The organism is Paenarthrobacter sp. NPDC089675 (assembly GCF_044749185.1).
In the GTDB taxonomy this organism is placed as follows: domain Bacteria; phylum Actinomycetota; class Actinomycetes; order Actinomycetales; family Micrococcaceae; genus Arthrobacter.
On sequence record NZ_JBIVHM010000001.1, the window covers coordinates 265204 to 289941 of the forward strand.

At 64.2% G+C, this 24738-nt stretch carries 25 protein-coding genes and 1 riboswitch; of the genes, 16 read left to right on the forward strand and 9 right to left on the reverse strand.

Translation table 11 applies throughout. From position 1 onward, the window contains the following. Positions 1 to 114: 114 nt before the first annotated feature. Positions 115 to 1587 carry an RNB domain-containing ribonuclease gene (locus ACIPY2_RS01325; RefSeq protein ID WP_400264593.1) on the reverse strand — a complete coding sequence of 491 codons (1473 nt, stop codon included), beginning with the start codon at positions 1585 to 1587 and terminating at the stop codon, positions 115 to 117. A gap of 41 nt (positions 1588 to 1628) precedes the next feature. On the opposite strand from ACIPY2_RS01325, the gene ACIPY2_RS01330 reads away from it, so the two are divergent. After that, positions 1629 to 2294 carry a ferritin-like fold-containing protein gene (locus ACIPY2_RS01330; protein ID WP_400264594.1) on the forward strand — a complete coding sequence of 222 codons (666 nt, stop codon included), beginning with the start codon at positions 1629 to 1631 and terminating at the stop codon, positions 2292 to 2294. A gap of 35 nt (positions 2295 to 2329) precedes the next feature. Here the strand turns inward: ACIPY2_RS01330 and thiE are convergent, their stop codons facing one another. Further along, a complete protein-coding gene (gene thiE / locus ACIPY2_RS01335) occupies positions 2330 to 2992 on the reverse strand; it encodes a thiamine phosphate synthase (RefSeq protein ID WP_400264595.1) in 663 nt (220 codons plus the stop codon). Positions 2993 to 3019: 27 nt separating this feature from the next. Further along, positions 3020 to 3139: riboswitch (TPP riboswitch) on the forward strand. On the opposite strand from thiE, the gene thiO reads away from it, so the two are divergent. The 3 genes from thiO (at position 3132) to ACIPY2_RS01350 (ending at position 5419) form a co-directional block, all read left to right on the forward strand. Further along, the gene (gene thiO, locus ACIPY2_RS01340; RefSeq protein ID WP_400264596.1) at positions 3132 to 4385 is read left to right on the forward strand and encodes a glycine oxidase ThiO; all 1254 of its coding nucleotides are present in this window, start codon (positions 3132 to 3134) and stop codon (positions 4383 to 4385) included. (Overlaps the previous riboswitch by 8 nt.) Beyond that, positions 4382 to 4618: a sulfur carrier protein ThiS gene (thiS, locus tag ACIPY2_RS01345; RefSeq protein ID WP_400264597.1), complete on the forward strand. Its 237-nt coding sequence runs from the start codon at positions 4382 to 4384 to the stop codon at positions 4616 to 4618. The genes thiO and thiS overlap by 4 nt, the downstream gene beginning before the upstream one ends. 3 nt (positions 4619 to 4621) lie before the next feature. After that, positions 4622 to 5419 (forward strand): thiazole synthase, encoded by a 798-nt coding sequence (locus tag ACIPY2_RS01350; protein ID WP_400264598.1) that lies wholly within the window; start codon positions 4622 to 4624, stop codon positions 5417 to 5419. Positions 5420 to 5527: 108 nt separating this feature from the next. On the opposite strand, the gene ACIPY2_RS01355 is transcribed toward ACIPY2_RS01350, so the two are convergent. The 3 genes from ACIPY2_RS01355 to ACIPY2_RS01365 are packed head-to-tail and all read right to left on the reverse strand — an operon-like array spanning position 5528 to position 6796. After that, on the reverse strand, positions 5528 to 5830 hold the full coding sequence (locus ACIPY2_RS01355) for a hypothetical protein (RefSeq protein ID WP_400264599.1): 303 nt from the start codon (positions 5828 to 5830) through the stop codon (positions 5528 to 5530). Between the two features lie 33 nt (positions 5831 to 5863). After that, complete coding sequence (locus ACIPY2_RS01360) at positions 5864 to 6088, reverse strand: DUF3107 domain-containing protein (protein WP_400264600.1); 225 nt, start codon at positions 6086 to 6088, stop codon at positions 5864 to 5866. A 51-nt stretch (positions 6089 to 6139) separates the two neighbouring features. Further along, the gene (locus ACIPY2_RS01365) at positions 6140 to 6796 is read right to left on the reverse strand and encodes a TetR/AcrR family transcriptional regulator (protein ID WP_400264601.1); all 657 of its coding nucleotides are present in this window, start codon (positions 6794 to 6796) and stop codon (positions 6140 to 6142) included. 84 nt (positions 6797 to 6880) lie between these two features. Between ACIPY2_RS01365 and moeB the strand changes: the two genes are divergently transcribed. Together moeB and ACIPY2_RS01375 are read left to right on the forward strand one after the other, a co-directional pair. Beyond that, complete coding sequence (gene moeB / locus ACIPY2_RS01370; RefSeq protein ID WP_400264602.1) at positions 6881 to 8080, forward strand: molybdopterin-synthase adenylyltransferase MoeB; 1200 nt, start codon at positions 6881 to 6883, stop codon at positions 8078 to 8080. Between the two features lie 37 nt (positions 8081 to 8117). Further along, positions 8118 to 9104: an SDR family NAD(P)-dependent oxidoreductase gene (locus tag ACIPY2_RS01375; RefSeq protein ID WP_400264603.1), complete on the forward strand. Its 987-nt coding sequence runs from the start codon at positions 8118 to 8120 to the stop codon at positions 9102 to 9104. Positions 9105 to 9108: 4 nt separating this feature from the next. Here the strand turns inward: ACIPY2_RS01375 and ACIPY2_RS01380 are convergent, their stop codons facing one another. Beyond that, positions 9109 to 10431, reverse strand: coding sequence for a glutamyl-tRNA reductase (locus tag ACIPY2_RS01380; RefSeq protein ID WP_400264604.1), 1323 nt, complete (start codon positions 10429 to 10431; stop codon positions 9109 to 9111). A gap of 158 nt (positions 10432 to 10589) precedes the next feature. Here ACIPY2_RS01380 and hemE point away from each other — a divergent pair, with 158 nt between their 5' ends. The 10 genes from hemE (at position 10590) to ACIPY2_RS01430 (ending at position 21964) form a co-directional block, all read left to right on the forward strand. After that, the gene (gene hemE / locus ACIPY2_RS01385; RefSeq protein WP_400264605.1) at positions 10590 to 11705 is read left to right on the forward strand and encodes a uroporphyrinogen decarboxylase; all 1116 of its coding nucleotides are present in this window, start codon (positions 10590 to 10592) and stop codon (positions 11703 to 11705) included. A gap of 77 nt (positions 11706 to 11782) precedes the next feature. Continuing rightward, entirely contained in the window at positions 11783 to 13198 is a 1416-nt protein-coding gene (hemG, locus tag ACIPY2_RS01390) for a protoporphyrinogen oxidase (protein ID WP_400265088.1), read from the forward strand. Between the two features lie 72 nt (positions 13199 to 13270). Next, the gene (gene hemQ / locus ACIPY2_RS01395) at positions 13271 to 13972 is read left to right on the forward strand and encodes a hydrogen peroxide-dependent heme synthase (RefSeq protein ID WP_400264606.1); all 702 of its coding nucleotides are present in this window, start codon (positions 13271 to 13273) and stop codon (positions 13970 to 13972) included. Beyond that, a complete protein-coding gene (locus ACIPY2_RS01400; RefSeq protein WP_400264607.1) occupies positions 13969 to 15189 on the forward strand; it encodes a ferrochelatase in 1221 nt (406 codons plus the stop codon). The genes hemQ and ACIPY2_RS01400 overlap by 4 nt, the downstream gene beginning before the upstream one ends. Continuing rightward, positions 15186 to 16184, forward strand: coding sequence for a hydroxymethylbilane synthase (hemC, locus tag ACIPY2_RS01405; RefSeq protein ID WP_400264608.1), 999 nt, complete (start codon positions 15186 to 15188; stop codon positions 16182 to 16184). Before ACIPY2_RS01400 ends, hemC begins: the two co-directional genes overlap by 4 nt. After that, positions 16171 to 17049: a uroporphyrinogen-III synthase gene (locus ACIPY2_RS01410; protein WP_400264609.1), complete on the forward strand. Its 879-nt coding sequence runs from the start codon at positions 16171 to 16173 to the stop codon at positions 17047 to 17049. Before hemC ends, ACIPY2_RS01410 begins: the two co-directional genes overlap by 14 nt. Beyond that, the gene (gene hemB / locus ACIPY2_RS01415; RefSeq protein WP_400264610.1) at positions 17046 to 18026 is read left to right on the forward strand and encodes a porphobilinogen synthase; all 981 of its coding nucleotides are present in this window, start codon (positions 17046 to 17048) and stop codon (positions 18024 to 18026) included. Before ACIPY2_RS01410 ends, hemB begins: the two co-directional genes overlap by 4 nt. After that, positions 18026 to 19141 (forward strand): LLM class flavin-dependent oxidoreductase, encoded by a 1116-nt coding sequence (locus ACIPY2_RS01420; protein WP_400264611.1) that lies wholly within the window; start codon positions 18026 to 18028, stop codon positions 19139 to 19141. Before hemB ends, ACIPY2_RS01420 begins: the two co-directional genes overlap by 1 nt. 63 nt (positions 19142 to 19204) lie before the next feature. Then, a complete protein-coding gene (gene hemL / locus ACIPY2_RS01425; protein WP_400264612.1) occupies positions 19205 to 20524 on the forward strand; it encodes a glutamate-1-semialdehyde 2,1-aminomutase in 1320 nt (439 codons plus the stop codon). Positions 20525 to 20968: 444 nt separating this feature from the next. Further along, a complete protein-coding gene (locus tag ACIPY2_RS01430) occupies positions 20969 to 21964 on the forward strand; it encodes a glycoside hydrolase family 3 N-terminal domain-containing protein (protein WP_400264613.1) in 996 nt (331 codons plus the stop codon). Positions 21965 to 22035: 71 nt separating this feature from the next. On the opposite strand, the gene ACIPY2_RS01435 is transcribed toward ACIPY2_RS01430, so the two are convergent. The 3 genes from ACIPY2_RS01435 to ACIPY2_RS01445 are packed head-to-tail and all read right to left on the reverse strand — an operon-like array spanning position 22036 to position 24500. Further along, entirely contained in the window at positions 22036 to 22773 is a 738-nt protein-coding gene (locus ACIPY2_RS01435; RefSeq protein WP_400264614.1) for an amino acid ABC transporter ATP-binding protein, read from the reverse strand. After that, the gene (locus tag ACIPY2_RS01440) at positions 22770 to 23534 is read right to left on the reverse strand and encodes an amino acid ABC transporter permease (protein ID WP_400264615.1); all 765 of its coding nucleotides are present in this window, start codon (positions 23532 to 23534) and stop codon (positions 22770 to 22772) included. Before ACIPY2_RS01440 ends, ACIPY2_RS01435 begins: the two co-directional genes overlap by 4 nt. Before the next feature lie 12 nt (positions 23535 to 23546). Then, entirely contained in the window at positions 23547 to 24500 is a 954-nt protein-coding gene (locus ACIPY2_RS01445) for an ABC transporter substrate-binding protein (protein WP_400264616.1), read from the reverse strand. Positions 24501 to 24738 lie beyond the last annotated feature (238 nt).

A 24738-nucleotide genomic window follows, 5' to 3' on the forward strand; every position in this document is an offset into this window, starting at 1 on the left:
GGGGCGGGCTTGTTGAGTTCAAAAATTAACTGAATCAACGACCGGGCATCCATTACTACACGCACAGTCTATCCTCTGGCAGCCCGAAACCCCGGATCGCCGCTGTGGTGGCCCTCAGCCAACCAGTTGGAAACGGATCTCCCTGGCGGCAATATCTGCCTTGACTAGCTTGACCCGGACTTCGGTTCCCGACTCAAGTTCCCCGTCACATCGGGCGGTGATGGCGGGCTCGGCAATCTGGATGGTGCCGTACGGTCCGTTGCCGTTGGACCCGCCGTTGCCGTTTCCGTTTGCCGGCTTGGAACCGGAGATCACTACGGCGTCGAACTCCTCGCCCACATGGTTTGCCACCAACGCGGCCTCGACGGTATCCAGGGCCAGCCGTTCCAGCTTGCCCGCCAGTTGGTCGGAGGAAGCCATGATTTCCGGAAGGGCAGGCAGGGCTTCGCGGGCCCAGGAGGGAATGTCCTTGCCATTGCTCAGTGCTTCGCAGATCACCAGGACAAACCGGTCGATCAGCCTGCGGAGGGGAGCCGTGGTGTGGGCATAGGGAGCTCCGATGGCCGACTGGATCACGTCCTCAGGCACCTCGCCGTCAAACGGTGTATAGCCTGCGCCGCGGAAGAGGGTACCTGCCGAATGGAGGATCGCCAGTTGTTTTGGATCCGAAGCATCGAGGGTCCGGAGGTATTCGCCGTAGGAGACTTCACCGTCCCAGGGTTTGCCCAGGGCCTGGGTCTGCCGCTTGAAATGCAGCAGCGAACGGTCATCCGGTTCGGGCATGGTCCGGAGGATTCCCACTTTGCCATCGAGCATCAGGCGCGCCGCGGCTATCCCGGTCATCAGGGAGATCTGGGCGTTCCAGTCCTCCACGGGCAGCGACGGTGCCGCCACGATCTTGTAGCCGCCACCCCCGGTGGCCTGGACGATCTCCTGTTCGGGCATGTTCAGGCTGGCACCACCCCGCTTCCGTTCCAGTTCCACACGCTTGAGGCCCACTTCCTTCAGCAGTTGGAGCACGGGCAGTGCAGCACCGGAATCGATCTGTTCCTGGGCGCCCTTGTAGCTGAGCTTGGCACGGCTGCGGACCGCAGCCCGTGCAACGGACACCGACGTCACATCGGCGTTTGGGTCGAGCTGGAATTCCCAGACGAACGCGGCGCAGTCCTGGTCCGCGAGAAGGCTTCCGGCGTGTTCACTGATGATTTCCGGGTGGAGGGGAATCCGTCCGTCCGGGGCGTAGAAAGTCTGCCCCCGGTGCCTGGTTTCGGCATCCAGCGCACCGCCCGGCAGCACGAAGGACGGCACGTCAGCGATCGCGTACAGCACCCTGTAGCCCTCGCCCGAACGTTCGATGAAGAGGGCCTGGTCCAGGTCCGTGGAGGTTGCGGGATCGATGGTCACAAAAGGAACGTCCGTCAGGTCCCGGTCAGGCAGGCCATGGCGTTCAACCGCGTCGCGTGCCTCCGCCACGGCTTCTGCCGGGTAGTCGCCGGGCAGCTCCAGTTCGGTCCTGAGGGCAGCCAGTGAGGCTGCGAGCTGGTCGGAAGAATCGTCGACGTTGGGCGCTATCCGGTGATGTGACACGAAAGTCAGACTAGCCCCAAAACGGCGGATAGTCTTGAAGGATGGGCACCTCGACAACCGGCAGGGTTCCGCAGGACCAGCTCGCAGGCGGACTGCTCGGTGCGATGGCCTACGGCGAGTTGTCGGCCTTCGGAAGGTTGTCCGCCGACTCGCTGCTGGCACCGACGCTGGGTGAAAGGGCCATGCTGGCCAAGATCGCCGTAGGCGCCTTCGGCAACTATGCGGCCATCGGAGCCAGGCTGGGGGAGATGGGACTCGATCCCGAAGACGCCATGCTGCCCTTCCAACAGTCCTTCGACCATTTTCACGAGCGGACAGCTTCCGGGGACTGGTTCGAATCGGTCATGAAGGCCTACGTCATAGACACTGTTTCCGCCGATTCTTACCGCACCTTGGCCGGATTCCTCGACGCCGGAACGCAGCAGTTTGTCCGCCAGGTAGCCTCGGCGGACCATGCCACCGAGGCTCTCAGGGTTCTGCTGGCACGGGCGTTGCGGGACGATCCGCGCCTGGCTTCGCGCCTGGCCCTCTGGGGGCGCCGTCTCGTGGCGGAAGCTTTCACGCAGGCCCAAAGGGTAGGGCAAGAGCATCCCCAGCTTGGACCCGTCCTGCGGGGCGACGACGCCCGCGCCTCACTGCGGAGCATCACCGCCGAGCTTGCTGAACGGCACGCCAAAAGGATGTCGGGGCTGGGCCTCAGCGCCTAGCCTGTCCTGTTTGTCGTCCCGTTGTCCGGGGTTGCTCAGGCGGCATCCAGCGCCTCAAGCAGGGACTTGGCTGCCGCCGTCGGATCCGCCGCTTCGGTGATGGCGCGAACCACCACGATGCGGCTGGCGCCCGCCGCCACCACCTGGTCCACGTTGCTGTGGTCGATGCCCCCGATGGCGAACCAGGGGAGTTGCCTACCCGATCGCTTTACGGCTTCCGCGGCATATGTGACCAACTCCAATCCCACGGCCGCGCGGCCCGGTTTGGTGGGCGTAGCCCACAGTGGACCGACGCAGAAGTAGTCCAAACCATCCGGCACCCGGGAGGCCGCCAGCGCGGAATCCACTTGCTCGGGCGAATGGGTGGAAAGGCCGATCGCCGATTCCGCGAGCAGCTCCCTTGCAGAGGGCAGCGGCAGGTCCTTTTGACCCACATGGAACACCGGTGCCCCGGAAATACGCGCAATATCGGCCCGGTCATTGACGGCCCACAGCTTTCCGTGCCGGCTGGCCACCTTCCCCAGGACCTCGAGGAGTTCCAGTTCTTCTGCGGCTTCGAGGGACTTGTCACGGAGTTGGATGATATCCACGCCGCCCTCGAATGCCGCGTCGACGAAGTCTTCGAAATCACCCTGCCGCCGGCGGGCATCGGTGCACAAGTAGAGGCGGGCAGTGGAAAGGAGGTCAGGCTCAATCATGGAAACCAGAGTAGTTCCTCTAAACTGGGCACGTACTGCGGGAGCCGTGACGCACGTCTTTGTGACCGTCCGGCTGAGAGGGCTTCAGCGCCGACCGCTTGACCTGATCCGGTTAATACCGGCGTAGGGAAGGAAACCAATGGCAGAAGCCATCCAAGCAGACGTAGCCATCATCGGCGCAGGCGTAGTCGGCCTGGGCATAGCCCACCAAGTCCGCGTGTCCGGCCGCTCCGTGGTCCTCATCGATCCCCGCCCGGCCGGTGGAGCGACCTTTGCCGCCGCGGGCATGCTGGCACCCGTCAGTGAGCTGCACTACCAAGAGGAAGACCTCTTGGAGCTGATGCTTGAATCCTCAAAGTTGTGGCCCGCTTTCGTGCAGGGCCTTCCGGGGTCGGTGCCTGAGTCCGGGTACCGCACGACGTCGACACTTGCCGTGGGTGCCGACGCTGCCGACCGTAGGGCGCTCGCAGATCTCCGCTCTGCACAGTTGGCAGCGGGGCTGGACGTTGAGCCGTTGCTCCTTCGGCAGGCCCGGGAGCGTGAGCCGCTCCTCAGCCCGCAGATTTCCTGCGCGTTCGACATCCCGGCGGACCACCAGGTGGACCCCCGCAGGCTTGCCTCCCGTATCCTCGCCGGGCTCGGCGCACACACAAATGATGACGCGACCTGGGTTCCCGGTGCCCGCGAGGGATTCCACCTTGCCGAGCCGGCGAGCAGGCTCGTTTGGGACAACCAACGCGTGGTCGGCGCGGAGCTCGGTTCCGGGCAAGTGGTCATGGCCGCCGAGACGATCGTTGCAAACGGTCTTGGCGCCGCCGCTCTTGGCAGCCTTCCGGAGGGTTTGGAACTTCCTCTGCGGCCGGTCTACGGGGACATCCTGAGGTTGCGGGTCCCCGATGGCCTTCGGCCCCTCGTGACTTCGACTGTTCGCGGTATAGTTCGCGGGGTACCCGTGTACATCGTCCCGCGGGAGGACGGAACAGTGGTCATCGGAGCCACGCAACGCGAAGACGCGCTCTCATCCGGTTCCAACGCCGTATCGGCGGGCGGGGTCTACCAGCTCTTGCGCGACGCCCAGGTTTTGGTGCCGGCCGTCGCCGAGCTTGAGCTGCTGGAAGCCACGGCCCGGGCCAGGCCCGGAACGCCGGACAACGCTCCGCTCTTGGGCCGGGTGGCCGGGCTCGACGGCGACGTCCAGGGCCTCGTCATCGCAACCGGTTTCTTCCGGCACGGCGTCCTCCTAACCCCGGTCGCGGCCGCAATCGTGGGATCGCTGATCAGCGGCAGGGCAGAGGCCCGCTGGGCCCGATTCCGGCCGGACCGCTTCCAGAACACAGCCTCCGCCCGCCACTCCTCTTCAACCACCAACGTCCGCAGCAAGGAAACCGCATGAACATCAAACTCAACGGCGCCGACCACGCAGTCGCGGAGGGCGCCTCGGTCAGTACGCTCATCACGGCGGTCACCGGCCGCGACCTGGACCACCGGGGACAGGCTGCCGACGGCGGGAAGCTGGGTGTCGCCGTCGCCCGCAATTCCGAGGTAGTGCCCAGGAGCCAGTGGGCGGCCACGAGCCTGGCCGACGGCGATGAAGTGGAACTCGTAACCGCAGTGCAGGGAGGCTGAACCATGACCACCACCAACATCGAAGCACGGACCGACGCGCTGGTCATTGACGGTGTGGAACTCACCTCCCGGCTCATCATGGGGACCGGCGGAGCACCGAGCCTGGATGGCTTGGGCGCAGCCCTGGTGGCGTCTGGCACCGAACTCACCACGGTAGCCATGCGACGGTACTCACCGGCCGAGACCGGATCGCTGTTCCAACTGCTGGTGGACAACAACATCCGTGTGCTGCCGAACACTGCCGGCTGCTTCACGGCCAAGGACGCCATTCTTACGGCTGAACTGGCGCGGGAAGCACTGGAGACCGACTGGGTGAAACTGGAGGTCATCGCGGATGAACACACGCTCCTGCCCGATGCCGTGGAGCTCGTGGACGCCACGGAGCAACTGGTCAACCGGGGCTTCAAGGTCTTTGCCTACACCAACGACGATCCCGTCCTTGCCCTGCGGCTGGAGAACCTCGGCGCAACGGCCGTCATGCCGCTTGGCGCCCCGATCGGAACCGGCCTGGGCATCCTGAATCCGCACAACATCGAAGTAATTGTTTCCCGGGCCTCCGTGCCGGTGGTGTTGGATGCCGGGATCGGGACGGCGTCGGACGCAGCCCTTGCCATGGAACTTGGCTGCGACGCCGTCCTGCTGGCAACTGCCGTCACGAGGGCCCAAAACCCGGTGCAAATGGCCGAAGCGTTCCGCCACGCCGTCATCGGCGGCCGGTTTGCCAGGCAGGCAGGACGCATTCCGCGACGCGAGCATGCCCTCGCGTCTTCAGCTATGGAAGGCCGCGCCGAGTTCCTCTGACGTATGGCGCTTAACTAACTGCGATCACTGTTTAACTGACTGTGACCACTGCCCGGAAGGGCGGTGGTCACAGTTCTTTCTTTGCTTTTCAGGGTTGCAACCCGGCTGCTAGAGGCGGAGGGCCTTGGTGAGCTCCGCTGTATCCCGGGCAGTGCGCGTCCTGCCGAGGAATACCACCACCCCCGCTGCCGCTGCCGTCCCCAAAACGATGGGGAGAACCCAGGGGATCCAGGTAAGACCCGGCTGGTAACCCAGCCCTGCGGCGATGAACACTATCCAGCTCAAGGCGCCAACGCCCACCGATATGCCAGCGGGCAGGGCGATCCCGTACTTGCCGTGGCGCTTGTCGTTTGCCCACACCAGGAATCCAGTGGCGAGGGTCGCAAAAACCATCACGACGAGTGAAAGCACGGGAACTCCTTAGCGGCAGTTGGAAAGACGGGGTCAGAGTGCGCCGAAGCCGACGCGGCGAACTTCTTCGGCGCCGATTTCAACGTATCCAAGCACGCTGCCCGGAACGATTACCTGACGGCCTTTCTCGTCGGTCAGCCGCAGCTCGGAACCCTTGGAAAGTGCGTCCGAAACAATCTTGGCCACGGCCTCTGCGTCGAGGGCGGATTCGAGCACGATTTCACGGCCGACGTTCTGAATGCCGATCTTTACTTCCACAGCGAGGCCTCCAAGCCAATCAGGAATTTACGTTTGTCCTTTATTTCTAGCCTAGGACTCTTTGGGGAATCGACTGATTCCGCGCCAAGCTAAACGATAGATCAGATCGCTGGCCACATCGAGGTCGAGGTTTCCGTCCGTTTCGAGCCAGTAGCGGGCGCTGACCTGGGCCATTCCGGCCAGGCCGCGGCCCAGCAGTTGGGCTTCAAGCGGGGGCAGCTTGGTATCCTCGGCAATGACGTGGGCCACGGCATCGGCAAAGGTCTTGTTGAACGTTTCCAGCCGTGAACTGACATCGGGGTCGTTGATGAGGTCCGATTCGAAGACCAAGCGGTGAGCTTGGTCGTCGTCGGCGATGAACTTGTAGTAGGCCCGCATGACGGCCTTGACGCGCTCTTTGTTGTCCGTCGTGGAGTTCAGGGCGGTCAGCATCAGTTGGGTCAGGGCCGCGAGGTGGCTGTCCAGCAGGGCCATGTACAGCTCCCGCTTGGAGGGGAAGTGCTGGTACAGCACGGGCTTGCTCACGTGGGCCGTCTCGGCGATCTCGTCCATCGCGGCTCCGTGGAAGCCGTTGGAAACAAAGACTTCCAGTGCGGCATTGAGCAATTGTGCCCGGCGCTCGTCCCGCGGCAACCTTGCAGAACGGGTGGAACCGGTCCGTTCCTGTTTTGCTGGTGCCCCATTGTTTGCCCGTGCGCCGTCAGCCACAGTCTGCCGCCTTTCCTTTGCAGTTATGACCACTGTACCGGTGGGTAATATGACCGGGCGGCATCGGCAGGCATACATTGGGGTATGGCCTCAATTCTTGCTGCTAACCCCGCGCCTGCGGTCCTGCCGCCCCTCGTTGAACCTGCCGCCGGACTGACGCAGGAAGAGGTGGAACGGTACTCCCGGCATCTCATCATTCCCGAAATCGGTGCCGTGGGCCAACGCAGGCTCAAGAATGCGAAAGTCCTCGTCATCGGTGCCGGGGGCCTGGGGTCGCCGGCGCTGCTCTATTTGGCCGCTGCCGGGGTAGGTACCTTGGGCATCATCGACGACGACGTGGTGGACCTGAGCAATTTGCAGCGCCAGGTAATCCACGGAGTACAAGACGTTGGTACGCCCAAAATCGAGTCGGCCCGCAAGGCCATCGCCGAGCTCAATCCACTGGTCAACGTAGTCCTGCACAATGAGCGGCTGGACTCAACGAACGCGCTCGAACTGTTTGCGGACTATGACCTCATCCTCGATGGCGCAGACAATTTCGCCACCCGGTACCTGGTCAACGATGCCGCGGCCATCCTCGGCAAGCCCTACGTGTGGGGCTCGATCTTCCGGTTCGACGGGCAGGTGAGCGTCTTCTGGGCAGGACACGGACCCACCTATCGGGACCTCTATCCGGAAGCGCCGCCTGCAGGTTCCGTCCCCTCCTGCGGCGAGGGCGGCGTCTTCGGCATGCTGTGCGCGGCGGTCGGCTCGCTCATGGTGACCGAAGCCGTCAAGTTGATCACCGGCGTCGGGCGTTCATTGCTTGGCCGCGTGGCGCTCTTCGACGCGCTCGGCGGCAGCTGGCGGGAAATCAAGGTGTCCAAGGACCCGGAAGCGGAGCCCATCACCGAACTGACCGACTATGAGGCCTTCTGCGGCGTAACGCCTCCGGCGGCAGCGGACCAGGCCCACACCGTCAGCGCCAAGGAACTGGCACGCATGCTGGAAGAACGGGCAGCGGGGGAGCGGGACTTCGACCTTGTGGACGTCCGTGAGTCCGGGGAGCACAGCATCGTCAACATTGAGGGTTCAGTGCTGATCCCCCAAGGCCGGATCCTTTCGGGAGAGGCGTGGGTGGACTTGCCACAGAACCGCGATATCGTGTTCCACTGCAAGGCCGGCACACGCTCGGCCGCCGTCCTGGCCGCGGCGCAAAAGGCCGGGTACGACCGCGTTAGCCACCTCGACGGCGGCATCCTTGCCTGGGTACGGGAGATCGAACCGGAGAAGCCCGTCTACTGACCGTTGCGGCGTGCTACGGCGTCTGGGAAGCTCAAGCATGAGCGAAGAACAGACCATTACCCCGCAAGAACCCCTGGACTCCGGTTTCGGCCATTGGTCAACGGCCATGGAAGTCGTTTCCGGAATCGACCTGAACGGCCGCAACGCCATTGTGACCGGTGGCTACTCAGGACTGGGCCTGGAAACCGTGCGTGCTCTTGTCTCGGCCGGTGCCAACGTGACCGTCCCGGCGCGACGACTGGAACATGCCCGTGAAGTACTGGGGCAGGCGGGGTTGGCCGGGGTGGAAACAGCGGAGCTTGATCTCGCGGACCAGGCAAGCGTCAAGGACTTCGCTGCGTCGTTCCTGGCGGGGCACCCCACCTTGGACATCCTCATCAACAACGCAGCCATCATGGCCAGCCCCGAGCAACGGGTTGGGCCAGGATGGGAATCGCAGTTCGCCACCAACCACCTCGGCCACTACGCGCTGGCAAATCTGCTGTGGCCTGCCCTCGCGGCTTCCGGGAGTGCCCGCGTGGTGTCCCTGTCCTCCACCGGCCACAAGCTTTCCCCTGTCCGCTTTGAAGACGTCAACTTCGAACAGGGCTATGACAAATGGAAGGCGTACGGTCAGGCCAAGTCCGCCAACGCGCTCTTCGCAGTGGAACTGGACCGGCTTGGGCAATCGGCGGGGGTGCGCGCTTTCGCGGTCCACCCGGGAGGCATCATGACCGAGTTGCAGCGGCACCTGCCCAGGGAAGAAATGGTGGCCGCCGGATGGATGGATGCCGAAGGTAACCTGCGCGAGGGATTCAAGACGCCTGAGCAGGGCGCGGCAACGTCAGTATGGGCAGCGACGTCTCCTGCGTTGGCAGGAAAAGGAGGCGTCTATTGCGAGGACTGCGATATCGCGAGGCCTACTGATCCTGAATCGCCACTGGCCCGATACCAAGGTGTGGATGCGCACGCGGTCAACAGGGCAGATGCGCAAAGGCTGTGGGAGCTTTCCGCCGAAATGACGGGGGTGAACGCTTTCGCCTGAGGTATCAGGCGGTTTCGGAGCGGAGCTGCTGGTGGTCAACCGGGCATTCATTGGCGGCAGGTGCTGCCTGCGGCTGTTCAACCTCGATGCCGTACAGGGCTTCAAGGGCTGCGACGTACTCCTCCTGCTGCCCCTTGGCTGCCAGCTCGCGGGCGCGGACCGTGGGGATATGCAGGAGTTGCTTGACCATACGGCGGAGGGCGAACTCCACCTCTTCGGCAGCGGCGGTGCAGCCGTGCCGGGCGCGGACTTTTTCCATTTCCGAGTCCAGCACGTTCATGGTGTGCCGGCGGAGTGCGACGATGGCGGAATCCACGGACCGTGACTCGCGTTCGGATTCGAAGGACTTGGCAGCATCACTGACGATTGCGCTCGCTTGGGAGAGGGATTCCGCTTGCTCCTGTGGCGCGGCGAGTCGGACGGACTCGAGGGTCAGGAGCTCCACGCCCTCCAGTTCACTGACGGCGGGATCGAAGTCATGCGTCAGTGCCAGATCGATGGCGATCAGCGGTTTGCCGGAGCCTGCCCTGACCTTGCGGAGTTCATCTGCCTCAACCCGGGTGTCCGAACCGCTGCAGCCAATCATGACGTCGGCTGCGGCCACGGCAGCGGCGAGGGTATCGGCGTCGAGTGCTGTGCCCCCGCGCGTGGCGACGAAACCTTCAGCGCGCCCTGACGATGAGTAAACAGAAATGTCGGTGCAACCGCGCTCGCGCAGCAGCGACATGGTGGCGCCTGCGTAGGCACCGGTGCCAAAGACGACGACTTTCCTGCTGGACCAGTCATCGTTGTCCGAGAGGTCCGTAGCGAGGTCCAGTGCCACCGAAACGATGGACAAGCCCCGTGATCCGAGTGCTGTCTGGGCTCCCACATCCTTGGCAGTTTTGGAAGCTGCCTGGAAGAGCCGGACGAGACCGGAACTGGCAGTCCCTTCCTGCTGGGCCGTGATCAGGGCGCGACGGACCTGTCCCGCGATTTCACGCTCACCCACGACCGCCGAATCAAGGCCGGCGCTTACTGCGAAAAGGTGCCGGGTTACGTCGGGCCCCGAATGGGTATTGAGCGAGCGCGAGACGAGCTGTTCGCTCAGGCCGCTTGCTTCGCTGATCTGCGAGACAAACGCAGCACGGGCTGCTTCGACGTCCGCGCCGTTGGCTGTTTCACCGTAGATTTCATAGCGGTTGCAGGTGGCCAGGACCACGGCGCCGGAGACAACAGGAGATTCGGCAAGGGCGGCAGAGGCAAGCCCGGATGAACCGTTGCTCAACTGAGCGACGGTCTCGAGGTCGATGTCGGCGTGTGTAGCCACCAATGAGAAAAGAACCACAGCAACCCAATCATAGCTTTTTCGTAGCCCGGTAGAACAATGTGCCGTGGTGGCAATCCCCACGTGCCGCAGTGATTCCCGCCACCCCGCGTCCGTGCGTCCCTTGCGTGACGGCCTGTCGTTATCTTTTGCCCCGGATTTTCGGCACAATCGAAAGCATGACTTCTAGCGCGGCAGCATCCAACAATACGGCCATCAACGCTCCGGCGGGCAAGCTTGGCCCGGATCACCCGTTGATTGACGGACGTACGTCGGACTCGCCGCTCATCACCGCCTACCGCGGCGGCAAGCCTTCCCGCAGGCCCGTGTGGTTCATGCGGCAGGCCGGCCGGTCGTTGCCGGAGTACCTCAAGGTTCGCGAGGGCGTAGCCATGCTGGACTCATGCCTGCGGCCTGAACTGGCCGCGGAAATCACCCTCCAGCCGGTACGCCGCCACGATGTGGACGCCGGCATTTTCTTCTCGGACATCGTGATTCCACTCAAGCTGGCCGGCGTCGGAGTGGACATTGTCCCTGGCGTCGGGCCGGTCCTTGACAAGCCTGTGCGGACCGCGGCCGACGTCGCCGCTTTGCCTGAACTCACGTGGGAATCCCTCGAGCCCATCCGCGAGGCTGTTCGCCTGACCGTTGCGGAACTGGGCAAGACGCCGCTCATCGGCTTCGCCGGTGCGCCGTTCACGCTCGCCGCGTACATGGTGGAAGGCCGTCCTTCCCGCGACCACCTCGGCCCGCGGACCATGATGCATGCAGATCCGGAAACCTGGCAGGCCCTCGCCAACTGGGCCGCAGACGCCTCCGGATTGTTCCTCCAGGCCCAACTGGAAGCAGGGGCATCGGCCGGACAACTTTTCGATTCCTGGGCCGGCTCCCTGGGACTGGCCGATTACTCCAAGTATGTCGCTCCGGCGTCGGCCAGGGCCCTGGACCACGTCCGCGGCCTTGGTGCGCCGTTGGTGCACTTCGGGACGGGGACTTCCGAGCTTTTGGTGGCCATGCGGGACGTCGGCGTGGACGTCGTCGGCGTTGACTACCGTCTTCCGCTTGATGAAGCGAACCGTCGCCTGGGCGGCACGGTTCCGTTGCAGGGAAACATCGACCCCGCACTGCTGTCGGCGCCGTGGGAGATTCTGGAAGCCCATGTCCGCGATGTCATTACTGCCGGCTCAAGCGCTCCCGGCCACGTCCTGAACCTCGGCCACGGGGTTCCTCCGGAAACGGACCCCACCGTCCTGACACGGGTGGTGGAACTTATCCACTCCATCGCGGCGGAGTAGTGCCCGTGCTCGGTCGACACCCGGAGGTTCGTCGACACCCGGAGGTTCGACACCCGGAGGTTCAAGGGCCGGAGGCCATCGTCGTGGGCGGAGGAGTGTCCGGGCTGGTTGCCGCCCGGGAACTCGCCATGGCCGGCGTCCGGGTCACGGTCCTTGAGGCGGGCAGTTCGTGGGGTGGCTGCGTGGGGGCGCACGTGGTCGGTGGTTTGTCTCTGGACAGTGGTGCCGAGTCTTTTGCCACCCGTAACACCGCCGTGGCTGACCTTGCGCGGGAGCTTGGCCTGGGTTCGGCGATAGTAGCCCCCCATCCCGGCGGGGCCTGGGTTCAACTGCCCGAAGGACCCCGCGAACTCCCGAAGACCGGGGTACTTGGTATTCCTGCGAATCCGTGGGACCCCGAAGTCAGGCGTTCCCTCGGACTGGCCGGTGCCCTCAGGGCTTCCCTGGATCGGTGGCTGCCCGTTTCGCTGGGTACCGCCGCGGAGGTCACCAGTGTGTCCCGACTCGTCCGCACACGGATGGGCAATCGGGTCCTACAGCGCCTCGTGGCTCCAGTCGTGGGCGGCGTACATTCCGCGGACCCCTCCTTGCTGGACGTTGACATGGTGGCGCCGGGCCTCCGTTCCGGCATACGGGACCAGGGCTCCCTTGCAGCCGCCGTGGCCGCCCAGCGGAAGGCCGCCAAGGGCGCAGGCGCCGGACCTGCCAAGGCGGGTTCCGCCGTCGCCGGTCTTCAAGGCGGCATGCACACCCTGGTGGCTGCCCTGGTGAAGGACCTGGCGGGCCGGGGGGTCCGGTTGCTGGCCGGACAGCGCGTGGACAGTATCCAACGTTCCAGCGATGGGTGGCGGATCATTGCCTCGGGCTCTGCCTACAACGCCGGCCAGGTGGTGGTGGCCCTCGATGGGCCCGCCGCCGTCGGGCTGCTGGAGGAGTCGTTGCCGGATCTATCGGCGTTGCGTCCTGCTCCCGGGCCGCTCGTCAGCCTTGTGACCCTGGTGGTGGACCTGCCGGAGCTTGACGTACGGCCGCGCGGCACCGGCATCCTGGTGGCCCCGGGAACCCCCGGCATCCGTGCCAAAGCGCTGACGCACGCGACGGCAAAGTGGGATTGGCTTGCCGACGAAGCGGGGCCGGGGACACACGTCCTGAGGCTCTCGTACGGTCGGCTGGAGGAGCCCGGCGCGGCAGACGTGGTGATGGACGACGACGGACTTCTTGCCGCCGCCCTGGAGGATGCGTCAAATCTTTTGACTGTGCCGGTGTCTGCGTCCGACGTCCTGGACTGGGACGTGGTCCGCTGGGAGGGCGCTTTGCCGTTCGCCGCCTTGGGTCACAAACAGCGGGTTGCTGATATCCGTCGCCGCTGCGAGGGGGTCGAAGGCTTGACACTTGTTGGTGGATGGTTGGCGGGCAACGGCCTGGCTGCGGTTGTGGCAGATACGAAGGCCCAGTTCGCAGCCCTTCACGTTCAAAAACCAACCACTACGTGATTTACATCACTTCTACGCCCTGTAGAACAAATCCGTTTCGACTTAGGAGCCAGCAAGGGGCAAACTTGAACCATGAGCCACACATCTGCCGAATCTGTCACTAAAACTTCCGAAAACGAAGAACAGTTCTACACGCTCTGGACCGTCTTCAAGCGCTCGGCGGACGTCCTGCGCAGCGGCGATGCCGCGCAGGAGTTCGAAGCCCTCGCCGAAAAGCTGGCCGAAAACGGTGTCGTCCTTCGTGGCAGCTATGACGTCTCGGCAATGCGGTCCGACGCTGACATCATGGTGTGGCTCCACGGTCCCAAGCCCGAAGCCCTGCAGTCGGCAGTCCGCTCCATCCGCCGCAGCAAGCTCTTTGCAGGTACCGAGATCGTTTGGTCGGCCATGGGTGTCCACCGCGAAGCCGAATTCGCCAAGAGCCACGTACCCGCTTATGCCCGCGGCGTCGAGCCCAGCACCTGGCTGTGCGTCTACCCGTTCGTCCGTTCCTACGAGTGGTACCTCCTGCCCGCGGAAGAGCGCGGCAAGATGCTTCGCGACCACGGCCTCCTGGGTCGAGACTTCCCGCAGGTCATCTCCAACACGGTTTCTTCGTTCGCCCTCGGTGACTGGGAATGGATTCTCGGCCTGGAAGCCCCGGAGCTCGTTGACCTCGTCGATTTGATGCGCCACCTGCGCGCAACGGACGCCCGCAACCACGTCCGTGAAGAGATTCCCTTCTACACCGGCCGCCGCGTGACGGCAGCCGAGATTGCCGAGGTCCTCGCATGAGCCTGTCGATTTCCACGGAACTGAACGAGGTCACTGAGCGCGGCCGCCAGGCACCCAAGCGGTACGACGCCGTACTGCTGGCATCCTTCGGCGGACCCGAAGGCCAGGAGGACGTCATTCCCTTCCTGCGCAACGTGACACGCGGCCGCGGAATCCCGGACGAGCGGCTCGAAGAGGTTTCCCACCACTACCGCGCCTTTGGCGGCATTAGTCCCATCAACCAGCAGAACCGCGAGTTGAAGGCCGCCATCGAGGGTGAACTGGCAAAACGGGGTATCGAGCTGCCGGTCCTTTGGGGCAACCGTAACTGGGATCCGTACATCGCGCCGGTCCTGCAGGATGCTTACGACGCCGGACACCGCCGGATCCTGATGCTCACCACCAGCATCTACTCCTGTTACTCGAGCTGCCGCCAGTACCGTGAGGACATTGGCGTTGCCCTGACGGAAACAGGCCTGGACGGAAAGCTGGAAGTGGACAAGATCCGCCAGTACTTCGACCACCCGGGCGTTGTGCAGCCGTTCCTGGAGGGGACTGCCGCCGGCTTGGAGGAGATCCGCGGCAAGCTCGCTGCGGCGGGCGAACAGGATCCCGATTCGCAGATCCGCGTCCTCTTTGCCACCCACTCCATCCCCACACGGGACGCCGAAGCTGCCGGCCGTTCGGAAGACGAACCCCGCGAATTCGCCGAGGGCTCGGCCTACGCCGCCCAGCACCTGGCGAATGCCCAGGCCATCATGGACGAAGTGGCCCCCAACGTAGCGTGGGACCTCGTCTACCAGTCCCGCTCAGGTGCTCCGCACATTCCGTGGCTTGAGCCGGACATCAACGACCACCTTGAGGAGATCGCTCCCGAGGGAGTCCGCGGAGTAGTCATTGTGCCGCTGGGCTTTGTCAGCGACCACATGGAGGTCGCCTGGGACCTGGACACCGAGGCCCTGGAAACCTGCAAGAACCTCGGCATCGAGGCGACGCGCGTTCCTACGCCCGGTACGCACGCAGCCTTCGTTTCCGGGCTCGTGGACCTGATCTCTGAACGCACCCTGGAAAACAACATTGCCGACCGGCCGCACGTGACGGACCTCGGCCCTTGGTACGACGTGTGCCGGCCCAACTGCTGCGAGAACTTCCGCGGAGCCAAGCCGGCCATCGCGGAGGTCGGTTCCACCGTTGGCATCGGCCACGACGCCTACCCTGCGACGGAGATCAGCAAGTGACCGTTCGCATCGGTACCAGGGCCAGCAAATTGGCCCTCACCCAGACCCGGCAGACAGCGGACCAACTGGCAGCTGTGGGTGGATTTCCGGTGGAGCTGGTACACATCCGCACCGAAGGCGACGTCAAGACCGGGTCCCTCTCCCAGATGGGTGGAACCGGGGTATTTGTTGCTGCTTTGCGTGATGCCTTGCTGGTGGAAAGCTGCGACGTGGCCGTGCATTCCCTCAAGGACCTCCCGACTGGATCTGCGCTCGGCCTGAGCATCGCGGCCACGCCCAAGCGCGTGGACGTCAGGGATGTTCTCTGTGCCCGCGATGGCCTCACGTTGGCGGAACTGCCGGGTGGAGCGAAAGTGGGCACAGGTTCTCCGCGGCGCGCAGCGCAACTGCGGGCTGCACGGCCGGACATCGAGGTGCTGGATATCCGCGGAAACGTGGACACCCGCCTCAACCGCGTGCCCGGCCTGCCGGGCAACACCGTTGAAGAAGTGGTGGAGGGTAAGTCCAACGATCTCGACGCCGTTGTACTCGCCGCTGCCGGGCTGGAACGAATGGACCGCCTGGACACGGTCACCGAGTTCTTCGAAACCTCCGTGATGCTTCCTGCTCCTGGCCAAGGTGCATTGGCCATCGAATGCCGCACCCCGGACGCCCCGCAGCGTGATGGCGCAACGGAGGACGGCAACGTGGTCCTGGCGCAGGCCCTCGCCGCGCTGAATGATGACGATACCCGGCTCGCCGTGACAGCGGAGCGTGCTGTGCTGGCCCGCCTCGAGGCCGGCTGTGCTGCTCCCGTGGGAGCTTACGCCTACCGCAAGGGAAGCATGCTGCACTTGGAGGCCGTCGTGTGCGCCGTGGACGGTACCCGAACCGTCCGCGAGAAGAAGGCCACTGATGGCTTGACTGAAGTGGGCGCCACGTTGCTCGGCATCGAGGTGGCAGAGCAACTGCTCGCCGCCGGTGCCGCGGAGATCGCGGACCTTGCTGCATCCTGATCAACCGGTTTCCGGAGGTTTGCAGGGTCGGCGCGTCCTGATCACCAGGAGCGCCGACCGTGCCGCCCCGCTTGCCTCGCTCCTGCGGAGCAAAGGGGCGGTGCCCCTGGTTCTTCCACTGATCGATTTCGAACGGGCGCAAGACCAGGCAGCGTTGGACTCTGAGCTGGACAAGCTCCAATCGGGCTTCTTTGATTGGCTGGTGGTCAGCAGCATCACCACCCTCCGCGTGCTGGCAGGGAAAGCCGCCGCGCGTGGAACCACAGTCGCGGGCCTGGTGCCGCAGTCCACGCGGGTGGCAACCATCGGTTCCTCGTCAAAAAGCGCCTTGGAAGCCGAGGGACTTGCCGTGGCGCTGGCTCCTGCTGATCTTCAATCCGCTGAAGGGCTCCTCGCCCTGTGGCAGGAGGCGGGGGTGCAGGTCCTCTTGCCCCAGGCAGACATCGCCGCCCCCGGCCTGCGGGAAGGGCTCGCTGCCAAAGGTGCCCGGCTCACAGTGGTCACCGCCTACCACACGGTCGACTACCCGGCCCGCGAGCACCGCCGGCTGACGGCGGAAGTGCATTCCGCCGTCGAACATTCCGACGCCACGATGCCGCCCGAACTGACGCCGTCGGACGCAACGGCGGCCCTCCGCGACGGCGCCCTCGACGCAATCGTTGCTGCGTCGCCGAGCGCGGCTCGACGCATCGCAGCAAGCCTCGTGCCTTTGGGTAACTGCCGACTTGTTGCGATTGGACGTCCGACGGCGGCCGAAGCGAACCGGCTGGGCCTGCCCGTGGCGGCTGTCGCCAAAGAACCAACCGCGGACGGCGTCGCAACCGCCTTGGAATCCGTATTCGCCTATGAAGGGAACATCCAATGAGCTTTCCAAGCCACCGCCCCCGCCGGCTGCGCACCACTCCGGCCATGCGCCGCCTCACTGCGGAGAACCGTTTGGATCCCGCCGACCTCATCCTCCCGGCCTTCATCCGGGAAGGCCTGAGCGAACCGAGCCCCATCACTTCCATGCCCGGTGTTGTCCAGCACACCACGGACACGTTGAAGCGGGCAGCGGCGGAAGCCGTTGAGCTGGGCGTTGGCGGCATCATGCTGTTCGGCGTACCGGAAGTCCGGGACGCTCGCGGCACGGCCTCCCTGGACCCGGAAGGTGTGCTGAACAAGGCCATCCGCGACGTCAAAGCCGAGGTCGGGGATGACCTGGTGATCATGGGCGACGTTTGCCTGGACGAATTCACCGATCACGGCCACTGCGGCGTGCTGGATGCCAACGGCTACGTGGACAACGACGCCACCCTGGAAATCTATGGCCGGATGGCTGTTGCCCAGGCCGAAGCGGGTGCGCACGTTTTGGGTCCCTCGGGCATGATGGACGGCCAGATCGCGGTCATCCGGCAAGCCCTTGAGGAAGCCGGACACAAGAACACGGCTGTGCTTGCCTACGCCGCCAAGTACGCCTCGGCGTTCTACGGTCCTTTCCGGGAAGCCGTCGATTCCCAGCTCAAGGGCGACCGCCGCACCTACCAAATGGACGCCGCCAACCGTCGTGAAGCCATTTTGGAGGTGGAACTGGACCTCGAAGAGGGTGCTGACATGGTCATGGTCAAGCCGGCCATGAGCTACCTGGACATCCTTGCCGATGTTGCCGCCATGAGTCCGGTCCCTGTCTCGGCCTACCAAATCTCGGGGGAGTACGCCATGATCGAAGCGGCGGCTGCGAACGGTTGGATCGATCGTCGCGGAGCCATTACAGAGTCCGTGCTGGGCATTAAGCGGGCCGGTGCCGACACCGTCCTGACGTACTGGGCTTCCGAACTGGCAGGCTGGCTGAAGGAGTCCTGATGACCCCTGTTTCTGATTCCCGCGAGGAGACCGCTCCCACGGACCCCACAGCTCCTGTGGGCCCGGACAGGATCCTGCTCGGGCTCAACACGTTCGGTGATGCCGGGCTCGACGACGACGGGAAACCCAAAGAGCACGCGCAGGTCCTGCGCGAACTGCTGGAGGAAGCAAAGCTGGCTGACGCCGTCGGACTTCATGCTTTTGGTGTCGGCGAGCACCACCGACGCGACTTCGCCGTGTCCGCACCGGAGGTCTTCCTCGGCGCGGCAGCGGCAGTGACTTCCCGGATCAGGTTGGGGACGGCGGTGACGGTCCTGAGTTCAGACGACCCCATCCGTGTCTTCCAGCGGTTTGCCACCGTGGATGCCCTGTCCAACGGGCGGGCTGAAGTGATGCTTGGCAGGGGCTCCTTTATTGAGTCATTTCCGTTGTTCGGCCTCGACCTGGCGGACTACGAGGTCCTCTTCGAAGAGAAACTGGACCTCTTCCACAAAGTACGCGCCCAAAAACCCGTGCACTGGGAGGGCCGGACCCGGCCGAACGTTAACGGACTTCAGGTCTATCCCCGGCTGCAGCACCACCTCCTCCCGGCGTGGATCGGGGTGGGTGGCACGCCGGGGTCCGTGCTGCGCTGCGCAGAGTATGGATACCCCATCATCTTCGCGATCATCGGGGGAGAACCCCGGCGGTTTGGGCCGTTGGTCAACCTGTACCGGGATGCAATGGCCAAGTACGGACACCCGATGCGCCAGATTGCTACGCACTCGCCCGGGTTCATCGCTGAAACGGATGAAGCCGCCCGGGAGGAACTGTTTCCGCACTGGCTGGAACAGCGTAACCGGATCGGCGCTGAGCGCGGCTGGGGCCCGGGCAACCGCGGGGAGTTCGACGCCATGTGTGGACCTGAAGGCGCCTTGTACGTCGGTTCACCGGAGACCGTGGCGCAGAAGATCGCACTGCTCAAGCGCAACCTCGGGGTGGACCGCTTTGACCTCAAGTACAGTAACGGCACCCTGCCGCACCGGTCCATGATGCGATGCATCGAGCTGTACGGCACGCAGGTCGCACCCCGGGTGGCTGAACTGCTGGCCGCCGGGTCCGACGACGCCAGCTAGGCCGTTCCGGTCACAGCGGGAGCCGGGCCTCGCGAGCACCTGATCACTGAGAGAATAGGAACCATGACTTCAAACACCCCTGTGTCCGACCAACTGTTCCACCGCGCCCAGGCGCTGATGCCGGGCGGTGTGAACTCGCCCGTGCGGGCCTTTGGCTCCGTTGGCGGCACTCCGAAGTTCATGGTCGCTGCCAAGGGCGCGTACCTTACTGACGCCGATGGTAAGGAATATGTGGACCTGGTCTGCTCGTGGGGTCCTGCCCTCCTGGGCCATGCCCACCCGGCAGTACTCGAAGCGGTCCATTCTGCGGTGGACCGCGGCCTTTCGTTCGGTGCTTCGACGCCGGACGAGGCCAACCTGGCGGCCATCGTCAAGGAGCGCGTTGCCGCCGTCGAACGGCTGCGGATGGTATCCACCGGCACAGAGGCCACCATGACGGCGGTCCGCCTGGCCCGTGGTTTCACGGGCCGCAACCTGATCATCAAGTTCGCTGGCTGCTATCACGGCCACCTCGACGGCCTCCTGGCTTCCGCCGGCTCCGGCGTTGCCACCCTTGCCCTTCCCGGCTCAGCCGGCGTGACCGCCGCTGCAGCCGCTGAAACCCTGGTACTGCCGTACAACGACCTTGCCGCCGTCGAGGAAGCGTTCGCTGCCCACGGCAGCCACATCGCCGCCGTCATCACCGAAGCGGCGCCGGCAAACATGGGTGTCGTGACCCCCGGCGAAGGTTTCAACGCAGGCCTCTCCCGCATCACCAAGGAACAAGGCGCCCTCCTGATCCTCGACGAGGTGCTGACCGGGTTCCGTACCGGCTATGCCGGCTACTGGGGCTTGACGGGCCGACAGGAAGGCTGGACTCCGGACCTGCTCACCTTCGGCAAGGTGATCGGCGGGGGAATGCCGACGGCGGCGCTCGGCGGACGTGCCGACGTCATGGACTACCTGGCTCCCCTGGGCCCCGTGTACCAGGCCGGTACCCTGTCCGGTAACCCAGTGGCCATGGCCGCCGGCGTGGCGACACTCACGCATGCCACCCCTGAGGTCTATGCCCACGTCGATGCCCGTTCCCTGGAGCTCTCAGAAGCACTTTCCTCGGCCCTCCGGGCTGAAGGAGTGGACCACTCCATCCAACGCGCCGGCAACCTCTTCTCGGTGGCCTTCGGCACCTCAGCCAATGGTGTCCAGAACTACGCTGACGCCCAGGCACAGGAAGCTTTCCGTTATGCACCGTTCTTCCACTCCATGCTGGACTCCGGAGTCTACCTGCCGCCCTCTGTGTTCGAGGCCTGGTTCCTCTCCGCGGCGCACGACGACGCTGCCATGAACCGGATCTTTGACGCACTTCCGCTGGCGGCAAAGGCCGCGGCTGCAGCAATCGCGTAGCGTCCAGCGCCCCACGTCGGGCTAACGGCCCGTCCCGTCAGTCACCGGCGCTCCGGCAGTTGCTTTCTGCAGCTCCCGGGGCGCCGTTGCTGTGAGAGGGGTAGGCTCGTAAGGGAAACCCCAACCCCAACGAATTTACGGTTTACCATGCGCACCACCCAGAGAATTTCATCGCTGGCGCGGACCATCGCGGTGGGAGGAGCCATCGCCGTCGTCGTCGCCGGTTGTACAGGCAGTGGAGGAAGCCCAGGGCCGTCGGAGACTTCCGGTCAAAACGGGGCCACCGGAACTTCTGCCGCCCCGAGTCCCTCAGCCGGTACACCTTCCGGCGCCACAACAACCCCACCTGCCTCAATGGCCCCTGCTCCGTTTCCATCGACGGCACCGACTCAAACCACTGATGCCGTTGCCCAACAGCTCGCGGCGTTAAGCATGGAACAGCGGGTGGGGCAATTATTCATGGTGGCAGCCAAAGCCACCGGGCCGGATCCCGCCACCATGACCGCCCTGGGCAATTACCACGTAGGAAATGTCTACCTCAGCGGCCGCAGCAAGGCCGGAGCCGCCGCAGCCGCCAACGTGGTGGCGTCCTTGAACGCCACCGTCTCGCCGGCAACCACCGGCAACCTTCCCTTGTTCGTCGCCACGGACCAGGAAGGTGGCAACGTGCAGGTACTCTCCGGGCCTGGATTTTCGGCAATACCGCCAGCCGTGGCACAGGCAGCACTCGGCCCTGACAAGCTGCGTTCCAGCGCGGCGTTGTGGGGCAGGGAACTGCGGAGCGCGGGCGTCAACGTGGACCTCGCCCCGGTACTGGACACCGTGAAGAGCCCTGACTTCGCACCCTCCAACGGGCCCATCGGCAAATTCCAGCGCCAGTACGGATACGACCCCGGGCAAGTCTCGGTGCTGGGTAATGCCTTTGCGCAAGGCCTGCGGGACGCAGGCGTGGCGCCCGCGGTGAAGCATTATCCCGGCCTCGGCCGGGTGGTGCCCAATACCGATGTGAGCAAGAACGTCCGCGATGCGGAGACTACCAGAACTGATCCAAACCTTGCCCCGTTCCGTGATGCAGTCCGCAACGGGCTGGACTTGGTGATGCTCTCCAGTGCCTACTACGACCGGATAGACCCAGCCAACATTGCCCCGTTCTCACCGGTCATCATGGACACCATGCTTCGCGGCGACGCCGGGTTCAAAGGAGTCATCCTCTCCGACGATCTCTGCAGTGCAGCCCAACTGGAACCCTGGAGCGACGCCGAACGGGCAGTGAATTTCTTCGGCGCGGGCGGAACCATGATGGTTTGCGCTGATCCCGCACGGATACCGGCGATGCACCAGGCGGTCACCAGGAAAGCCCAGGAGGATCCGGCTTTCAAGGCAAAAGTTGACGCCGCAGTAGTTACGGTTTTGAAAGCCAAGGCCGGACTCCATCCATGAAACGGCAAACCCCGCCTCAACAAGCCTTTTCAAGTGGGCCTGTCGGAGACGGGGTTTGCCGGATTTGGTGCTTAGAGAACGTCCGAGAGGAATCCCTGCAGGCGTTCGGTCCGCGGAGTGTTGAACAGCTGTTCCGGAGGACCGGATTCAACCACCACGCCGGCATCCATGAACGTCACGACATCCGAGACGTTCCTGGAGAAGCCCATTTCGTGGGTCACAACCACCATGGTCATTCCGCCCTTGGCCAAGTCCGTCATGAGTGCCAGGACACCCTTGACGAGCTCGGGGTCCAGGGCAGAGGTGGCTTCATCGAAGAACATGACTTCGGGTTTCATGGCAAGGGCGCGCGCGATCGCTACGCGCTGCTGCTGTCCACCGGAAAGGTTGGCAGGGCGCGAATCGGCCTTGTGCTTCAATCCCACGAGGTCCAATTGGCTCAACGCCTCTTCGCGGGCTTGGTCCTTGGACATGCCGCGAAGCTTGCGCAGCGCCAGGGTGATGTTCTCCGCAACGGTCTTGTGCGGAAACAGGTTGAACTGCTGGAACACCATGCCGATGCGGCGCCGGAGTTCATCCGGGTTGTCCTTCAGGACGGACTTTCCATCCAGCAGGATGTCTCCCTGGTCCGGCTCGATGAGCCGGTTCATGACCCGCAGCAAGGTGGACTTGCCGGAACCGGACGGCCCAATGACGGACGCAGTGGTGCCCTTTTCAACGTGCAGGTCGATGCCACGCAGGACGTGGTTGCTGCCGAAGGAAAGGTGGATGTTCTTTGCGGTCAGCGACCCTGAGGAGAACTCGCTCATGCCTGTGCTCCCTTCCCGACGACTGCAGCGGCGTCGTCCGGTTCTTTCTTTTCCGGCCGGCCTGAACGCAGGCGGGCGTCGATCCAGTTCACGAAATGCGTCAGCGGAATCGTGAGGACCAGGTAGAAGACGGCCGCGGCGACGTACGGGGAAAGGTTGCCCGTGGTCGCGGCGGCGTCCTTACCGATCTGGAAAATCTCCCTTTCGGTGGCCAGCAGGCCCAGCAGGAACACAAGGGAGGATTCCTTGATCAGGGCAATGAACTGGTTCACCAGAGCCGGAAGCACCCGCCGGATGCCTTGAGGGACGACCACCAGGCGCATGGACGCGCCGTAGCCGAACCCCAAGGCCCGTGAGGCTTCCAGTTGGCCTTTGTCTACGCTCTGGATGCCTGACCGGAAGATCTCGCCGATGTAGGCTCCGGACATCAGGGACAGCGCAGCGATCGCCATCGGGTACGGGCTGGTGGAGCCCGTAAGCTCGCGGATGATGGGCCCAAAACCGAACCCGATCACCAGGATGGTCAGCACCGGGGGGAGGCCGCGGAGGATATCCGTGTATACACGGGCTATCCACCGGGCCACTGGGTTCCGGGAAATCCCCATCAGGGCAAGCGCCATGCCCAGCAGTGTCCCGATGATTCCCGAGATAACTGCGAGCACCAGCGTGTTCGGCAGGCCAACAGCGAACATCTTGGGGATGACTTCGCCCATCGCCTCCCAGTCAAGGAAGGTGTCCGAAAGTTGCTTGAGGATGTCCATGGAACCCCCGGGTTACTTGGCAGGGAGCTGGACGGCCTTGCTGCCCGGCTTCCAACCCTGCGGGGTCTGCTCGGCCGCCGTCGGGCGGTCCTTGTACCACTCGGAGGTGAGCTTGGCCCAAGTACCGTCAGCGATCACAGCGTCCAGGCCCGAGTTCAGGGCGTCGATCAGCGGCTTGTTGTCCTTGTTCACGGCGTAAGCGGTGAAGTTCTGGGTGTTGACAACCTTCTCGGCGATCTTGGTGTTGTCGCCGTCCTTGACCTGGCCGGTGGCCTGCTGGGAAGGAGCAACCCAGGCATCAATCTGGCCGTTCTTCACGTTTCCGTAAACGGTGTTGTAGTCGGGGAAACGGACCGGTTCAAGCTTGAGGGTGTTGGTGACGTAGTCGTCCTGGACCGTGCCCTGGACGACGCCGATGCGAATGCCTTCCTTGAGGTCGGCAAAGCCGGTGACCTTTGCGTCGCTCTTGGTCACCACAGCCATGTAGCCGAAGTCGTAACCGTTGGTGAAGCCAACCGTCTTGCGACGGGCGTCCGTGGTGGAGATCGAGGAGGATCCGACGTCGAACTGCTTGTTTGCCACCTGTGAAAGGAGCGCCGAGAAGTCGGTGGAAGCGAACTCGACCTTCAGGCCGAGCTTGTCGCCGATGGCGCGCAGCAGTTCATTGTCGTAGCCGGTGAACTTGCCCGAAGGGTCAATGAAGATGTTCGGCGGAGCGTCGGACAGGGTGCCTACGCGCAGGGTGCCATCGGTGATGAGGCCCAGCTTGGACTTGTCGATCTTGTCGATCGGGGTGACATCCGCGGTGGTGTACTTGTCCAGCGTCTGCTGGTCGCTGCCAGCGAGGGCGTCCGTGGAAGCAGAGCTGCTGGGCTGGGACGAACCTCCACCGCAGGCTGCTAGGGAGATCACCAGTGCTGCTGCAACCGGGGCAGCAGCCAGCCACTTGGGGGCTTTGAATTTCATGAAGAAATCACTTTCATCGAAGGTCACGGAGACGTTACGCAGTGGGCGGGGAACGGGACAGCGCCACCATCGTGGGTGCCCTAGCAGACTTCAACCCGCCAAACTTAATTATGTCACCACGCCCACAGGTGGCCGCCAACCGAAGAAACGATTGCTTTCATATACTTAAGCCGAATATATGGCGCCCGTGGGAGTCTCTGGCTTCCATTATCCGCGGGCTGTGACCCCTTGGAAGAAA